The organism is Lysinibacillus sp. NPDC097279, from assembly GCF_044761745.1.
In the GTDB taxonomy this organism is placed as follows: domain Bacteria; phylum Bacillota; class Bacilli; order Bacillales_A; family Planococcaceae; genus Lysinibacillus.
In genome coordinates, this window is the sequence record NZ_JBIWDA010000001.1 from 538,490 (window position 1) to 555,019 (window position 16,530).

The window sequence follows — 16,530 nt, forward strand, 5'->3', positions numbered from 1 at the left end:
TACAGGGTTGTCGGCTTAGAAGTGCATACAAAAAGTAATCGCTGTAGCGAACAACTACGTTCACAGCAAAAAAGTGTTAGATTGATGGGAGTCAATCTAACACTTTTTCTTTACTGTCGCAAACTTTCATTCATATCTCCAAAAGGTGGATACAAATTAGTAAGGCATAATTTTATCGACAGGCTTAGGCGTTTTAATTTTTGGTAAAATTTTATCAAGTGTAACGGTACGTTGGATACTATGCGTCGTTTCATCATTTTCATCAAATTGCTCAAGGAAATTAATAACCTCTTTCACAATAGGTGTTGGTGTGGAAGCACCTGCAGTGACAGCAACTGTATTAATTCCTTTTAACCAATCAACTTTAAGTTCAGAAACGTCTGCAATACGATAAGAAGGTGTACCTGCAATTTCTACAGATACTTGTGTTAGACGGTTCGAGTTATTCGATTTAGGATCGCCAACAACAATTAATAAATCTGCTTCTCCTGCTTGCTTCGCAACGGCCTCTTGACGAACTTGTGTTGCTAAACAAATTTCTTTATGAACTTCAATATGTGGGAATTTTTCTTTTAAACTATCCATTAAATGAGCAACATCCCATTGACTCATAGTCGTTTGGTTTGTTACTAGCAATTTATCATTTGTTAAGTTTAAAGCATCAATATCCGTTGAAGATTGTACTAAATGAACATGGTCTGGAGCAACACCGATTGCACCCTCTGGCTCTGGATGGCCCTTCTTACCAATATAAATAATATCGTAGCCTTCAGCTGATTTTTCACGAATTAAATCGTGTGTTACTGTTACGTCAGGACATGTAGCATCAATGGATACTAGGCCTTTGCGTTTCGCAATTTCACGAATTTCAGGTGAAACACCATGCGCAGTGAAAATAACAGTGCCTGTTTCTACCTGTTCAATAATTTCTAAGCGATTTTCACCGTCTAATGTAATGATACCATCTTCTTCAAAGGCATCTGTAACATGTTTATTGTGCACAATCATCCCTAAAATGTAGATAGGTCTTGGTAATGTTTTATCGAGTGCGGCGTTACGTGCAATGACCATCGCATCAACAACACCGTAGCAATAGCCACGTGGATTAATTTTTAATACTTGCATGGTTGTGACTCCTTTCAAGCTTACCTACCTACATTATAACGGACAGGCACGGCGAATACAAAGAAAGCCTCACTCCATAGGTGGCTGGAAAATACGGGGCTTAGATGGAATCGGTTCTTGTGGGGTAGGCGCAGCACTTTTTTGTGCTGAACGTCTACCTTTAGTGGAACCTGCTGCCTTACTTGCTGCCGCTGCATCAGTAGCCGCAGCTGCCACGCCTGCTGCTCCCGCTGCTGCTCCAGCTGCAGGCAGTCCTTGGAAGCCTTTATACAATTTTAAAAGTGAAGGGATGTTTTTCACCATTGGCATTGCTTGTTGTATATAAGGGGTATACGTTTTGGCAGAATTAAATAAACTATTTGCTTGCTGTAAAAATGAGCCGATTTTGGAAGGTTCCTGTACGGGTGGCGTCGGCATTTGCCCTCCGAATGCCCCCCTCATTCCACCACCGGACATTGGAAAGCCACCTGGAATTCGTGGTTGAGGAAAACCTCCAGGCGGATAAAAGGACTGCGGTGGCATCTGAGGAGGTGTAGGCATCCGCATTTGCGCAGGCATTTGCGCTGGCATCTGCGCAGGCATTTGCATGCCACCCGGATACATAGGGTATTGATAAGGTGGTCTAAATACCATAATGATCTCCTTTCATTGTATGCTTTTCATTGATGACATACCTGATTATAGATATGATATGCAGACGCTGATGTTAGCGTTCGACAAATGCTAATGACTGAACAATTGAAAGGGCTCTTATGTGCTCTTTCATTTTAAGTTATGTAAGGCACGATAGAATGGATTATGAGGAAAAGAAAATTCTAAAAAAAACAATAAAACATTTACAATAGCAGGCGAATAATATTTTTGCTTATTTAAGGGAAAATCGGATAGCTTTTTGCAATTAAGTACATGTCCCAACAAAATTGCTAAGTGAGGTAGTTATTTGTGAAAGCAGTAATTAATAAATACAAGGCATAGCTCCATAGAGTTGGAGCCATGCGTACGGATTTTTACCGTAGAGAACCGTATAGAAAAGTAGTTGTTATAGTTGAATAGCGTATTTGATAGTGCAATTTGATCTAACGTTATTCATCATCATTCACTCGCAGCATTCTATATCCAACCCGAACGTGAGTCTGAATATACTTTGGTTGTGAGGGGTTCTCTTCTATTTTCTTTCGAAGAGTTGCCATAAATACTCGAAGGCTTGGAACATCTGACTGGAGAGCATTTTGCCATATCTCCTTCAATAAAAAATTATGTGTAAGTACTTTGCCAACATGCTTGGATAGAACAACTAAAAGTTTATACTCAATAGGTGTCAAGTGCACTTCCATCCCGTTAACAAACACGGTGTTTGCCACGTAATGTATTTCTAATTGTCCATTACCAAACACTGCTGACTCAGCTTCTAGCTGATGTTCGCTACTTATTCTTCGTAATGCTACACGTATACGCGCAAGTAGCTCCTCCACGCTAAAAGGTTTTGTGACATAGTCATCCGCACCAGCATCTAATGCGCTTATTTTATCGAGTTCTTCACCGCGGGCACTTACAACAATTATGGGCGTTTGGGTCCAACCACGTACTTTTTTAATAAAGTCTATCCCGTCCATATCAGGTAAGCCTAAATCAAGGATAATGACATGGGGCTTCAACGAAATAGCTTTTTGTAATGCACTAGAACCATCTTGTGCTATATCGAATTCGTAGTGCTGAGTAGTTAAGGTCATTCTAATTAAATTGCCGATTGCTACATCATCTTCTACGACTAAAATCCGCTTATTCATTTATACGGACAACTCCTTTTTTTAAAGTAAAACGAAAGATGGTTCCAGTCGGATAGTTATTTGCAACTTCTAATTCACTATCATGTAATTTTAAAATTGTTTGACATAATGCTAATCCTAAGCCTAAGCCCCTTCGACTGTCACTACGCTGAACTTTACCTGTTATAAACGGCTCGAACAGTTTTTCTTTTAACGAATCGTCAATACCTGGTCCGTTGTCAGCGATACTGATGTCAACAAACTCGTCACGATCTTTTGCAATGAAAGAGATGGCACTACCTGCAGGTGTATAGGTTAATGCATTATCAATTATATTTATAATTACTTGAATCATTAGGCGTGCATCCATCAATGCCATAAGTAATTCAGGCTCTACATGATAAGAAATGTTATGTGTGTTGTCACGTGGAGTAACATGCAGTAGTGCCTCTTGAATAATATCCTCCACAAGCTCTAACTGCATCTCTAATGCAAATTGCCCATCTTCTAACATCGAAACTGCCAGTAGGTTTTCAACCATTTGAACAAGCCATTTTGAGTTCTTGTATATATCTTCGTATAATCGTGTTTTTTCGATTTCAGGAATATGCGCTTTATTTGTTAACAGGATATCTGCATTACCAGAGATAGTTGTAAGCGGTGTTCGTAAATCATGAGAGATAGCACGTAAAAGGTTAGCTCTCATTTGTTCAAGCTCCGCTTCCTTTGCAACTTGCTCATTTAAACTTTGCAAATACCATTTATCGAGAGCGAATGAAAAATCATTCAAAATAGCATGTAAAATATCGCGCTCAAATGCGGGGAGAGGTGCTTGCTTAGAAAGAGCAATTCCTACAATACCCTTAACGTTTCCACTTGAAATAACAGGTAAATAATAGCCGTTCACTTCAGGAAAAATATCTGTTGATATACCAGCAAAATGTTTATTATTAATGACCCAATGTATTACACCTAATTCATTAGTATCTTTAAAGAGTGATGCTACGTTAGTATTCTCCATATTAGATAGACTTGTTGTTGGGAAAAAAATAGAGTTAGTAATTATTTTCTGCTCTATTTCAAAAAATTGTACAGGTCTTTCTACTAATTTAACAATCTGTGTCATGCCTTCTGTAATGATTTCTTCAATAGATTTGGCGTGTTGTAGTTTGCGATTTGTTTCTAGTAAAACTTCCATTCGATATGATTTACGAACAGCAACGATTGCCTGCTCTTTTATCTTTTTTGTTAAGCTACTTGTGATTATGCCAGAGAAAAACATAATGAGAAAAGTAATAGGATAATCCCGATGATATGCTTCAAGGGAAAATCGTGGCTCAGTAAATAAAAAGTTAAATAGAAGTACAGCTACTGCAGAGCTAATAATGTTCATTAGCCAGCCTGACGACCATATCGCAAGGATTAGCACAGTGAGAATATAAATCGTAATAATATTGGATTCACTAACTCCTATTGTAAAGAAAAATAAAGCTAAAATAGAGCCTAAGAGAAACACTACTGCCATTTTTAATAAATCTAACCATTCAATCGTTAGTCGATTTCGAACGCCAGTAGGCACATACAATCGTTCATTTTCTTGATCTGGAACTATATGCATAGTTAAATTCGGTGCAAATTCATTGAGTCTGTCACTGATTTTCGCATGTGGCAGCCACCATTTCTTTTTCAAAGCAGTTCTGCCAATTACTAGCTTTGTGACCCCACTTAAATGTGCATAATTGGCTAGTGCAGCTGCGACATCATTCTCTTGAACGATTACAACATGGCCGCCAAGTTGCTCGGTCAATTTCATATGTTGTTGCAATCGTTCATCATTTGCTTCACTAAAACTACTTTCTTGCACCTTTTGCACATAAAGCGCAGTAAATTTGCCATGTAATGCTTGAGCAAGTCTTACGGCAGTGCGAATAACTTTTGCATTAGTCGGGGAGCTGCTAATACCTACTAAAATATGTTCTTCAATTTGTTTCGTTTGTCTAATCGATTCGCTATCATTTATCTGTTTGTAATTAACCGTATCTGCAGTCCTGCGTAAGGCAATTTCCCGAAGTGCGACTAAATTTTGTTTGCGAAAAAAGGAAGCTAATGCTTTTTCAGCTTGTTGTTTATGATAGATTTTGCCTTCTTTTAAGCGTTGTATTAACTCATCTGGTTCAATATCCACAATCTTGATAAGTGCTGCTTGATCAATTAAATAATCTGGAATGCGTTCTCGCACTTGTACCCCCGTAATTTCTTCAACCACATCATGCAGACTTTCAATATGTTGAATATTTACAGTTGTATATACATGGATACCTTTCGCAAGTAATTCTTCTACATCCCCAAACCTTTTTGTATGACGCATAAGTGGAACATTTGTATGAGCCAACTCATCGATTAGTACGATTTCTGGTTTGCGTTGCAATACTGCATCTATATCTAATTCTTGAAAGTTTTTCCCTTTATAATGCAAATTTCTAGTCGGTATTTGCTCAAGTCCGTCAAGTAAGGCTAATGTCTCTGGACGTGGATGTGGCTCTATATAGCCAATTACGACATCTTTGCCAAGCTTTTTTGCTAGATGTGCTGCATCTAGCATGGCATACGTTTTACCTACGCCAGCAGCATATCCGATAAAAATTTTTAGTCTCCCTACAGTTGCTTGCTCCTGATGAATTCTTGCTAAAAATTCTTCTGGAGTGGGGCGCTCATTTTCCATCATCCTTCACCTCATTTGTATTATAGCGTTATCTGACATTAAGAAAGTGTAAAGATTTAACCCCTTTATCGTTTCTTAATACAAAATTCAATTTCCTAACACTACATTAATTTCAAAGTCAGTATGATGAAAACATCAAATGGAGGGAATGGTGATGTGAATTGATGGACTTTTATATGATTGGCTTATTAATCATTAGTTTTGCCAGTCTATATGCGTTAATAATTTGGTGCTACAAATTAGTCGAAGAGTAGGGGGAATCGCTATGGGCATTGTTATTGGAATTATACTTATCTTACTTTTTGGATATTTAGGGTACGCCCTCTTATATCCAGAAAATTATTAATAGGATGCAGGAGGAATAGCGTATGTGGCAAATAGCCATTGTTTGTATTATTTATTTACCGCTTGTTATCCTAATGGGCCATTATCTTTTTCATGTCACAATGCATAAAAAAACATGGCTCGATCCAGTGATGGATAAAGTAGATGGTGTCATTTATAAATTATGTGGCGTAAAGCAAGTGGATATGACCGGAAGACAATATGTGCTGTCGTTAATTATGTCGAATGCTTTTATGGTGTTCATTGGCTATATGCTATTGCGCATACAATCTTTTTTGTTGTTAAACCCTAATGAAATTGAAAATATGGAGGCAACGCTTTCCTTTAATACGATCATTTCATTTATGACCAATACAAATCTGCAGCATTATAGTGGTGAATCAGGTTTAAGTTATTTGTCACAAATGCTTGTCATTATTTTTATGATGTTCACATCGGCAGCGACAGGCTATGCAGCATGTATGGCGTTTTGCCGACGTCTAGTGGCCAAAAGTGATACTTTGGGCAATTTCTATGTAGATTTTGTACGGGTGATTACACGTGTATTAATGCCCATTTCAATTGTGGTTGCCATTATTTTAGTATGGCAAGGTTCACCTCAAACATTAAGCGCCAATAAAACCGTCCAAACAATTGAAGGAAAGATGCAAGATATCGCACTTGGACCTGTTGCATCGCTTGAATCAATTAAACATGTTGGTACAAATGGAGGCGGGTTTAATGGAGCCAATTCGACGACTCCTTTTGAAAACCCTTCCGTTATATCCAACATTGTAGAAATGCTATCTATGATGTTGCTACCTGGGGCTTGTGTTATAGCATTTGGCTTAATGGTTGCTTATAGAAAAAAGAAAACGATAGTTGGTAAGCAAGGGCTAGCAATCTTTGGTGCCATGAGTATGCTGTTTCTAATTGGGCTAGTAACAGTGTATATAGCTGAACGTGCTGGAAATCCACTTATTAGTGAGCTAGGTATTACACAGGCACTTGGCAGTATGGAAGGAAAAGAAATGCGCTTTGGTATAGCCCAATCAGCTCTTTTCACTGCTGTCACAACGGCTTTTACAACTGGCTCTGTCAATAATATGCATGATACTTTAACACCGCTTGGTGGACTTGTGCCGATGTTTAACATGATGCTAAACGTTGTATTTGGTGGTAAAGGCGTTGGGCTCATGAACATGATGATGTATGTGCTACTGACGATTTTTATTGCGTGCTTAATGATAGGCCGCACCCCACAATTTTTAGGAAAGAAAATTGAGGAAAAGGAAATGAAGCTTATAGCGCTGTGTATTTTAATTCATCCTGCTATCATTCTGTTATTTTCGGGTTTTGCTGTTGCTACGACAGCAGGCGTGGCAGGCATAACAAATCCAGGTGCACATGGTTTATCACAGGTGCTATATGAATTTGCTTCTGCATCTGCCAACAATGGCTCTGGCTTTGAAGGATTAGCCGATAACTCGACATTTTGGAATGTATCGACAGGGCTAGCGATGTTTTTCGGACGCTATTTAACCATCATAATTCAATTGGCAATTGCTTCGTTACTTGCTAAAAAAATGTTGCATAGCGATTCAATTGGAACATTGAAAACAGATACACCGATGTTTACATTTTTGCTTGTAGGAATTGTACTGATGATTGGCGCATTGACATTTTTACCAGCATTGGCACTTGGGCCAATTACAGAGCATTTACAAATACATTCCTAATGAGGAGGGACATAAATGGAAACTGGAAGGAAAAGTTTTATTTCGAGCGAAATAATCAAGCATTCCATGATCGGTACGTTGAAAAAATTTAATCCACTATATATGATCAAAAATCCTGTAATGTTCGTTGTAGAGATTGGATTTATTTTAGTGTTATTGTTATCGTTTTTCCCCCATTTACTTTGGAGCGGGGAAGGGGAGCATGAGCGACTCTATAATGCTATTGTCGCTATTATTCTCTTTGTGACGATTTTATTTGCTAACTTTGCAGAGTCTATAGCAGAAGGGAGAGGGAAGGCTCAGGTACAAACATTAAAAAATACAAAAACAGTAACACAGGCACGAGTTCTTTTAGCGGATGGTTCGGAAATAATGAAACAAGCACATGAGCTGAAAAAGGGAGATAAAGTTTTAGTTCAAGCGGGGGAGGTCATTCCGAACGATGGCGAGGTAATTGAAGGGATTGCGACTGTCGATGAATCGGCCATAACAGGGGAGTCGGCACCTGTTGTGAAAGAACGAAGTGGTGACTTTTCATCTGTTACAGGAGGTACGACTGTCACTAGTGATTGGCTTATTATTGAAATTACATCACTGCCAGGAGAGTCATTTTTAGATAAAATGATTACGCTAATAGAAGGGGCAAGTCGAAAAAAAACTCCTAATGAAATCGCGTTAAATACATTGTTAGTAAGTTTAACGATAATTTTCTTATTGGTTGTCGTGACATTATATCCAATGACTACTTATTTAAACGTGCATATTTCCATGGCAACATTAATTGCACTGACCGTTTGTTTAATTCCCACTACAATTGGTGGCTTGCTTTCCGCCATTGGTATTGCTGGGATGGACCGTGTGACACAGTTTAATGTTATTGCGATGTCGGGGAGAGCTGTGGAAGCGTGCGGTGACGTAGACACCCTCATATTAGATAAAACAGGAACAATCACTTATGGCAATCGCATGGCATCTGAGTTTTTACCTGTAAAGGGAGTAGCGCATCTAACATTGATGCAAACTGCATGGCTTAGTTCCTTAACTGATGACACACCTGAAGGAAAATCTATCTTATCGTTAGCATATGATTTAGGTGTGAATACGACAGATGCACAACATATTATTAAATCAAGTGAGCATATACCGTTTTCTGCACAAACACGGATGAGCGGATTAAATTTGCAGGATGGCACTCAAATTCGAAAAGGGGCTTATGATACGATTAAACAAGAAAGCATTGTTGCAGGGCATTCAATCCCTCAAAGTTTGGAGCAGTTAGTCCATCAAGTATCTTCTGTCGGAGGGACGCCACTTGTTGTGTCGATGAATCATAATATTTTAGGCGTAATCCATCTTAAAGATGTTGTCAAATCGGGTTTAAAAGAACGATTTGAACAGTTGCGGGCAATGGGCATTAAAACAATTATGTGTACAGGTGATAATCCACTAACAGCAGCAGCTATAGCCAAAGAATCAGGCGTGGATAGCTTTATTGCTGAAAGTAAGCCTGAGGATAAAATAAAGGTCATAAAAGACGAGCAGGCACTTGGGAAAGTTGTAGCGATGACAGGGGACGGAACGAATGATGCACCTGCATTGGCGCAGGCAAATGTTGGTCTTGCTATGAATTCAGGTACGAATGCAGCGAAAGAGGCTGCGAACATGATAGATTTAGACTCAAATCCAACTAAAATAATAGAAGTTGTAGAGATTGGGAAGCAATTATTGATGACGCGTGGCGCACTTACTACATTTAGTATTGCGAATGATGTTGCGAAATATTTTGCGATTATCCCTGCCATGCTGATGGTGGCAGTACCAGAAATGAGCTCACTTAACATTATGCAACTCGATTCACCGACAAGTGCCATCATTTCTGCTTTACTTTTTAACGCGGTTATTATTCCGTTATTAATTCCTATAGCAATAAAGGGCGTAAAGTATAAGCCGATGAGCGCTGCAAAATTATTACAGAAAAACTTGTTCATTTATGGACTTGGTGGCATCTTTGCTCCCTTTATTGGAATAAAGGGGATTGATTTACTAATAGGGCCACTGTTATCCATGCTTGGGCTATAGGAGGGACATGACATGAATCGATTTTGGAATAATGCAAAGCAAGCGTTATTTGTATCATTAACAATGTTTGTAATATGTGGTTTAATTTATCCTTTTACTGTGACAGGTATTGCACAAGGACTATTTAACGAGCAGGCAAATGGAAGCATTGTTGAAGTTGATGGTAAAGCTGTTGGTTCAGAATTATTAGGGCAAGCCTTTACATCACCAGCATTTTTTGGGGGACGTGTTTCTTCTATTAATTATAATGTGTATGCAAAAGAAGATATTGTACCAGATGAACATGGAGCAACTGTCTATGGAGGAGTTAGCTCAGGGACCTTTAACTATGCACCTTCCAATCCAGAATTAATAAAACGAATCGATGAAGACATTCAAACATTTTTAGAGGCCAATCCAACAGTAAAACGACGAGAGATTCCTGCTGATTTAATGACAGCCTCAGGATCAGGCTTAGATCCACATATTAGTGTGCAAGCAGCACAAATTCAAATAAACCGAATTGCACTTGCAAGTGGGCTGTCAGTAAAGGAAATTGAAGAAATTGTAGAGGTTCATACAGAAGGACGCACGCTCGGAATATTTGGAGAAGAGAAAGTAAACTTTTTAATGGCGAATTTGGATATTTTTAAAAGGATGAAGCAATAAAAATAGGCGATTATTTTTAGATTAAATTGAAAAAGGCAGATAGAGAAACGTAAATAGTTCGTTCTCTATCTGCTTAAATAAAAAGCGAGTGCACAATTTTTGTGAATTAACAATCATTTTAATAAGATTTTCCTCTTTGATAGATTCAAGTCCTCTTTCATCAAGTACAATCCAAGTAACGTTTTGTCATTCATCATCTTTGCCACCTTCAACTACCTCACTAGAAAACCCGTAATCTATAACATTTGGGGTATACCTGTTCTTATATAGTGAGGTTGTTCAACTGCAAAAGTCCATTATATCTTTTTTGCATTATTCACACTTTACATTTTTCATTGCATAATAGTCGCAATTAAAGTAAGTTTGTTAAAGGTTAGCGTTGCATCGATGAAAAAAATAATAGAATTTTGTAAATGCTTATGTTAATAGTAAGGAAACATACCTAAAAGGCCGAATCATGGTACAATGGGAAAGATGTAAGGAGGAACGAATTATGTCAAAATATACTGATTATAATTTTCAGCCATTTTTGCAGGACGCAATTGCAAAACTTGGCTTCACAGAACCAACACCAATACAAAAGGAAATTATTCCGCTAATACTTAAAGGTAAAAGTGCGATTGGTCAAGCACATACAGGTACAGGGAAAACACATAGTTTCCTTATTCCGATTGTGCAACGTATTCAAGTTGACAAGCAAGAAGTACAAGCTGTTATTACTTCGCCAACACGAGAGCTTGCTCAACAAATTTTTGATGCGTTAAATCAATTAATAGAAGGAACAGAGATTCAAGCGAAATTATTTATTGGGGGTACGGACAAACAACGCTCCATTGATAAGTTAAAAACGCAACCACAAATCGTTGTTGGTACACCAGGACGTATTCGTGATCTTGTTTCAGCTCAAGCGTTATTTGTGCATACGGCACCAATTTTAGTGGTAGACGAAGCGGACCTAGCGTTCGATATGGGCTTTATCGAAGAGATTGATGGCTTTGCTTCTCAAATGCCAGAAAAACTTGAAATGTTCGTATTCTCTGCAACAATTCCAGAACGTCTACAGCCTTTCCTAAAAAAATACATGGAAGCACCTGTACACATTCATATGAACGATAAACGTCCAGTAGCAGAAGGTATTGACTTTGTGCTTGTGCCTGTTCGTTCGAAATCACGCAACAAACGTTTACTAGATGTCATTGAAGGCATTAACCCGTTTTTAGCGGTCATTTTTACGAATACACGTAAAAATGCAGAGCATGTTGCTGGCTATTTAAACGAGCAAGGAATTCGCTGTGGTCAAATTCATGGTGATTTAACCCCTCGTGATCGAAAAAAAATGATGAAGCAAGTTCGCGATTTAGAGTTTCAATATATCGTGGCAACAGATCTTGCTGCGCGTGGTATCGATATTCAAGGGATTTCACATGTCATTAACTATGAAATTCCAGAAGATCTAGAATTCTTTATTCACCGTGTTGGACGAACAGCACGTGCAGGTAATAAAGGAACGGCGATTACATTATTTGAGCCTTCAGACGAGGACGCATTAGCACGCATTGAGAAAATGGGTATTCCATTTGAACAAAAGGATGTCAAAGATGGTGAATGGTCTGAACTAAAAGAACGTCATGCACGTAAAAACCGAGTGAAGCACGAAAATGAAATTGATGTAAAAGCAAAATCTCTAGTGCGCAAACCGAAAAAAGTAAAACCAGGCTACAAACGTAATATGAAATGGGAAATGGAAAAGATTAAAAAACGCGAACGTCGCATAAAAGCACGCGGCAAAAAATAAGGAGGCATATATATGTTACTTGGCTCACATGTTTCAATGAGCGGTAAAGAAATGCTACTCGGCTCTAGTAAAGAAGCTCTTTCTTATGGTGCGAACACCTTTATGATATACACGGGTGCTCCACAAAACACGCGTCGAAAACCAATTGCAGATCTTAATATTATGAATGGTCTATTACACATGAAAGAGTATGGCATGTCCAATATTGTCGTGCACGCTCCATACATTATAAATATTGCAAACACAGAAAAACCTGAAACCTTCCGTCTTGGTGTAGATTTTCTACAATCAGAAATTGAACGCACTGCTGCATTGGAAGCAACGCAAATTGTTTTACATCCTGGTGCACATGTAGGCGCAGGAGCAGATGCAGGTATTGCCAAAATTATTGAAGGTTTAAATGAAGTGCTTTCACAAGATTATCCTGTGCAAATTGCATTAGAAACAATGGCAGGTAAGGGAACAGAGTGTGGCCGTTCTTTCGATGAGCTGGCAAAAATTATTGATGGTGTTACAAATAATGAGCGCCTTTCTGTATGCTTTGATACATGCCATACGCATGATGCTGGCTACAATATTGTAGAAGATTTTGATGGTGTGTTAAACGAGTTCGATAAGATTATTGGTGTGGATCGTATTAAGGTCCTTCATATAAATGATTCTAAAAATGTTCGTGGCGCAGGCAAAGACCGTCATGAAAATATTGGCTTTGGGCATATCGGATTTGATGCGTTAAAATACGTAGTTCACCATCCTCAATTGATGGACGTGCCCAAAATATTAGAAACACCATTTGTTGCATTAAATAGTGATGCTAAATCAAAAACAGCACCATATAAATATGAAATTGAAATGTTACGTAGTGGCGAATATAAACCTGAGCTTATTGACGCCCTACGAGGTTAATTAAACCGTAGACAAACGCAAAAAAATGTGTGTTTGTCTACGGTTTTTTAATATCGTAGTTAAATGGCTATAATTCACAGGCATTTTAAGCTTTCTGGAACTAATTTAAAATTCAAACGTCTACATGTGAAATAATTGGAAAGTTAAGAGTAGGTATAGAGAGTGGAAATTGTAACAGAAAAATTAATGATGATTGCTTTATTTATTCTCATCATTCATTCAATCGAGACCCTTGCGTATGCAGTCCGTTTATCAGGAGCACGTGTAAGGTTGCTAGCTTCAGCTTTATCGCTTTTTAATGTAATGGTCATGGTTTCGAGGCTAGCGAATATGATGCAGCAACCATTTACAGGAAGCTTGGTGGATACAGCTCCTGCTGACAATGCGTTAGCCTATGTAGAAAACCAATATCGCATTATTATTGGAGCGGCATCGGTAGGAACTCTTATAGGGATATTATTACTGCCAACGTTCGTAGCCATCTTTTCAAGAGGGATAATCCATTTGGCTGAGGAAAGAGGTTCAATCCCCGCTTTATTGAAAAAAGGATTTACGCTTGAATATGTAAGACGTGGAATGAAACATATTCGTAAGCCAAGTTTTTCGTATTTAAAGGGAATGGGCTTACGAGATATCCCAGTCAAATTATTTGTCATTAACATTGTCATAACAGCGATTTATACGATTGGTGTTTTATCAGCTTTATATGCTGGGTTATTAGTACCAGAATTAAGTAACACTGCTGTTATGGCGTCTGGACTAATCAATGGTATGGCGACGATTTTGTTAATTATTTTTATTGATCCTAAAATTTCAATACTTGCGGATGATGTAATCAACAAGCGAGGTAGCTATCTAGATTTAAAAAAAGCGTCTGTTATGATGATGACATCCAGATTTTTAGGAACGATTTTAGCGCAAGCTTTATTTATACCTGGGGCACATTATGTTGCTTGGTTTGCGAAGCTTATTACGTAATCACTAGAAGGAAATCGCTTTTATAAAGAGAATTGAAATGAATAACGAAAAGATAGGAAGGTGACTTTTATGAATATAAAGGGCTTTGGTGGAATCTTTTGGAGAACAAAAAATTTAGAGGATATTAAACAATGGTACAGTAAAGTTTTAAACATGGAAATCGAAGGCTGGAATGGTGCCATTATTACACCACAAGCAGACAATGAAACAATTTTTTCTTTCTTTACCGAGGATGATGGCTATTTTCCATTAGAACAACAAGTGATGTTAAACTTCCAAGTTGAAAATCTAGATGACAGTATTAAGCATCTAGAGAAATTGGGTGTTCCTTTTGTAAAGGAAAAAGAGGTTAGTGAATTTGGAAATTTCATATGGATTGAAGATCCAGAGGGCAGACGAATTGAGCTATGGGAAAAGTAAACGAATAGAAATTCCTAACGTTAATAGGCAATATGGACATTTTTTAAAATGAATTTTTAAGGCACATTTTCCACAAGAAAATGTGCCTTTTTCATGTCTTTAAGAGAACTCATTTTGCATTTTGTAAATTATAAATAACTTTATGCAATTTATATATTGCATAAAGCAATGTTGTTTTATATAATAAAATTAATAAAACGAATGGAGGAAAATTATGGCTGCCAGACAGAAGAAGCAAGTTGATGAGCGTGTAAAAAATTTACAAAATAAAATATACAAAGAAGTTTATGTATTGATCATGATTGTCTGTTCAATATCGATCTTAATTAAATTCTTTAAAATGGGCGTGTCCTTGGATAATGTATTAACAGAGTGGTTGATTATATTTATATCATCTGTATATTATTATGTAAGAACGGCATATCTTGGCATTTTAACCGATGAAATAGAGGTTCACGATAGTAATAGCAAAGTCAAATTAGGAACAAAAAATGTACTTTTTGGTGTTGTATTTGGTTTAGCTTTTGCAATTATTTTAGGGCTTAACAGTGCATTTAACTACGCAGACAGTACACAACAAGCAATAGAATATTTCTTCGTTGTCTTTTTAGTATCTCTACTGATATATGTGCCATTTTTTGCAGGGTTTTTGGGATTATCGTATAAGGCTGCAAAAAAGAAAAGTGATCAAGTCGTTCAAAAAAATTTAGAAGATTAACAGTGGTGATTAGCATGAAAAATATCCGTTTAAAAATGGCTCGAATAGAACATGATCTGTCACAAGAAGATTTAGCACAAAAAGTAGGGGTTACTCGACAAACGATTGGCTTAATTGAAGTAGGTAAATATAATCCGACTTTAAACTTATGTATTGCAATCTGTAAAACGTTAAATAAAACGTTGGATGAATTGTTTTGGGAAGAGTAAATTAAAGAAAACCTCCATTTTGAACTTTGTCAAAGTGGAGGTTTTACTATATTTGAGGGAAAGCAAAAGTTAAAATTACTGCATTTGTGTTCAAAGAAAAGATAAATACTGCGGTTGATTTCCGCTACGGTCGAGCGCTTTCCGCGGGCACACTGTAAGCCTCAACCCTCGCTAACGCGCGGATTGTTGCGTCTTACAATGCGTGCGTTCCCGCAGGAGTCGCCCGTCCTCCACTTCAATTAACTATTCGTACTAATGGTATGGTGATTCATTCGCGCAAAAGAGATTTACCCGTGGCGCGAGAAGGTGATTCCGCGGAACAGGGTGAGAATTCCGCGGAACGAGGGCATAATTCCGCGATGCGAGAAGCTAATTCCGCGGAACGAAGGGGAAATTCCTTTACGGGCGGGCGCTTTCCGCTCAATCAACTGAATATGTTGGCAAAGAGAGGTCAGACGGGGATTTCCGTTAACACACCTTCACGCAGTTTATATACTTGATCACATAGAGACTCAATATCGATTTTATTATGTGAAGTTAATAATATGGTAGCACCTCGTTGTTTTTCGGCGTTAATGATGTTATATACATTTTGTACAGAATCTTCGTCCAAGCCATTCATTGGCTCATCTAATAAAATTAATTCAGGTGTTTCCATAATGCTTTGAGCGATCGCTAGTTTTTGTTTCATCCCAAGAGAGTAGGCTTTAACAGGGCGGTTATCTTCGGGGTCTAAACCAACTTTTGTTATTGCGGCTTTTATATCCTGGTCAGTAATTTGATTGCGTATCGATGCTAAAAATTTTAAGTTGGAGAACCCTGAATAATGCTCTAAAAATCCAGGCTTTTCAAGGATTACACTTGCACTTTTAGGAAATGAAATATCTCGATGTAACACATCCCCGAATAATTTTACGGTTCCGACACTCGGTTTTACTAAGCCACAAATAACGCGAAATAACATCGATTTCCCTGAACCGTTATGACCGACAAAGCCATAAATTTTCCCTCGCTCTAGTTGGAAATTAATATTTTGTAGCACCGTGCGTTTTTTAATCACTTTGGAAACGTTTAATACTTCAATGGACATAGCATGACCTC

Annotated in this window: 14 protein-coding genes; 9 read left to right on the forward strand and 5 right to left on the reverse strand. The window is 37.9% G+C overall.

All coding sequences use genetic code 11. The annotated features are described in order from the left end of the window. Positions 1-156 precede the first annotated feature (156 nt). From ACIQ1H_RS02535 to ACIQ1H_RS02550, 4 genes are all read right to left on the reverse strand, one after another. Positions 157-1,125, reverse strand: coding sequence for a 4-hydroxy-3-methylbut-2-enyl diphosphate reductase (locus tag ACIQ1H_RS02535; RefSeq protein ID WP_402886291.1), 969 nt, complete (start codon positions 1,123-1,125; stop codon positions 157-159). 69 nt (positions 1,126-1,194) lie between these two features. Beyond that, entirely contained in the window at positions 1,195-1,758 is a 564-nt protein-coding gene (gene vrrA, locus ACIQ1H_RS02540; RefSeq protein WP_402886293.1) for a VrrA/YqfQ family protein, read from the reverse strand. A gap of 449 nt (positions 1,759-2,207) precedes the next feature. Then, positions 2,208-2,912: a response regulator gene (locus ACIQ1H_RS02545; RefSeq protein WP_402886295.1), complete on the reverse strand. Its 705-nt coding sequence runs from the start codon at positions 2,910-2,912 to the stop codon at positions 2,208-2,210. After that, complete coding sequence (locus tag ACIQ1H_RS02550) at positions 2,905-5,616, reverse strand: ATP-binding protein (protein WP_402886297.1); 2,712 nt, start codon at positions 5,614-5,616, stop codon at positions 2,905-2,907. The genes ACIQ1H_RS02545 and ACIQ1H_RS02550 overlap by 8 nt, the downstream gene beginning before the upstream one ends. Positions 5,617-5,981: 365 nt before the next feature. Here ACIQ1H_RS02550 and kdpA point away from each other — a divergent pair, with 365 nt between their 5' ends. From kdpA to ACIQ1H_RS02595, 9 genes are all read left to right on the forward strand, one after another. Next, on the forward strand, positions 5,982-7,676 hold the full coding sequence (kdpA, locus tag ACIQ1H_RS02555; RefSeq protein WP_402886299.1) for a potassium-transporting ATPase subunit KdpA: 1,695 nt from the start codon (positions 5,982-5,984) through the stop codon (positions 7,674-7,676). Between the two features lie 15 nt (positions 7,677-7,691). Continuing rightward, a complete protein-coding gene (gene kdpB, locus ACIQ1H_RS02560; RefSeq protein WP_402886301.1) occupies positions 7,692-9,755 on the forward strand; it encodes a potassium-transporting ATPase subunit KdpB in 2,064 nt (687 codons plus the stop codon). Positions 9,756-9,767: 12 nt separating this feature from the next. Further along, the gene (gene kdpC, locus ACIQ1H_RS02565; protein WP_402886303.1) at positions 9,768-10,403 is read left to right on the forward strand and encodes a K(+)-transporting ATPase subunit C; all 636 of its coding nucleotides are present in this window, start codon (positions 9,768-9,770) and stop codon (positions 10,401-10,403) included. 493 nt (positions 10,404-10,896) lie between these two features. Continuing rightward, positions 10,897-12,198, forward strand: coding sequence for a DEAD/DEAH box helicase (locus tag ACIQ1H_RS02570; protein ID WP_340823678.1), 1,302 nt, complete (start codon positions 10,897-10,899; stop codon positions 12,196-12,198). Positions 12,199-12,210: 12 nt separating this feature from the next. Further along, entirely contained in the window at positions 12,211-13,104 is an 894-nt protein-coding gene (locus tag ACIQ1H_RS02575) for a deoxyribonuclease IV (protein WP_402886305.1), read from the forward strand. Positions 13,105-13,293: 189 nt separating this feature from the next. Further along, positions 13,294-14,082, forward strand: a complete 789-nt coding sequence (locus ACIQ1H_RS02580) for a lipid II flippase Amj family protein (protein ID WP_402888525.1) — start codon at positions 13,294-13,296, stop codon at positions 14,080-14,082. Positions 14,083-14,151: 69 nt separating this feature from the next. Then, positions 14,152-14,502, forward strand: a complete 351-nt coding sequence (locus ACIQ1H_RS02585) for a VOC family protein (RefSeq protein ID WP_172772048.1) — start codon at positions 14,152-14,154, stop codon at positions 14,500-14,502. 214 nt (positions 14,503-14,716) lie between these two features. Continuing rightward, on the forward strand, positions 14,717-15,220 hold the full coding sequence (locus tag ACIQ1H_RS02590) for a DUF6773 family protein (protein WP_402886307.1): 504 nt from the start codon (positions 14,717-14,719) through the stop codon (positions 15,218-15,220). A 14-nt stretch (positions 15,221-15,234) separates the two neighbouring features. Next, positions 15,235-15,429, forward strand: a complete 195-nt coding sequence (locus ACIQ1H_RS02595) for a helix-turn-helix transcriptional regulator (RefSeq protein ID WP_024362980.1) — start codon at positions 15,235-15,237, stop codon at positions 15,427-15,429. A gap of 451 nt (positions 15,430-15,880) precedes the next feature. On the opposite strand, the gene ACIQ1H_RS02600 is transcribed toward ACIQ1H_RS02595, so the two are convergent. Next, entirely contained in the window at positions 15,881-16,519 is a 639-nt protein-coding gene (locus tag ACIQ1H_RS02600; protein ID WP_402886309.1) for an ABC transporter ATP-binding protein, read from the reverse strand. Positions 16,520-16,530 lie beyond the last annotated feature (11 nt).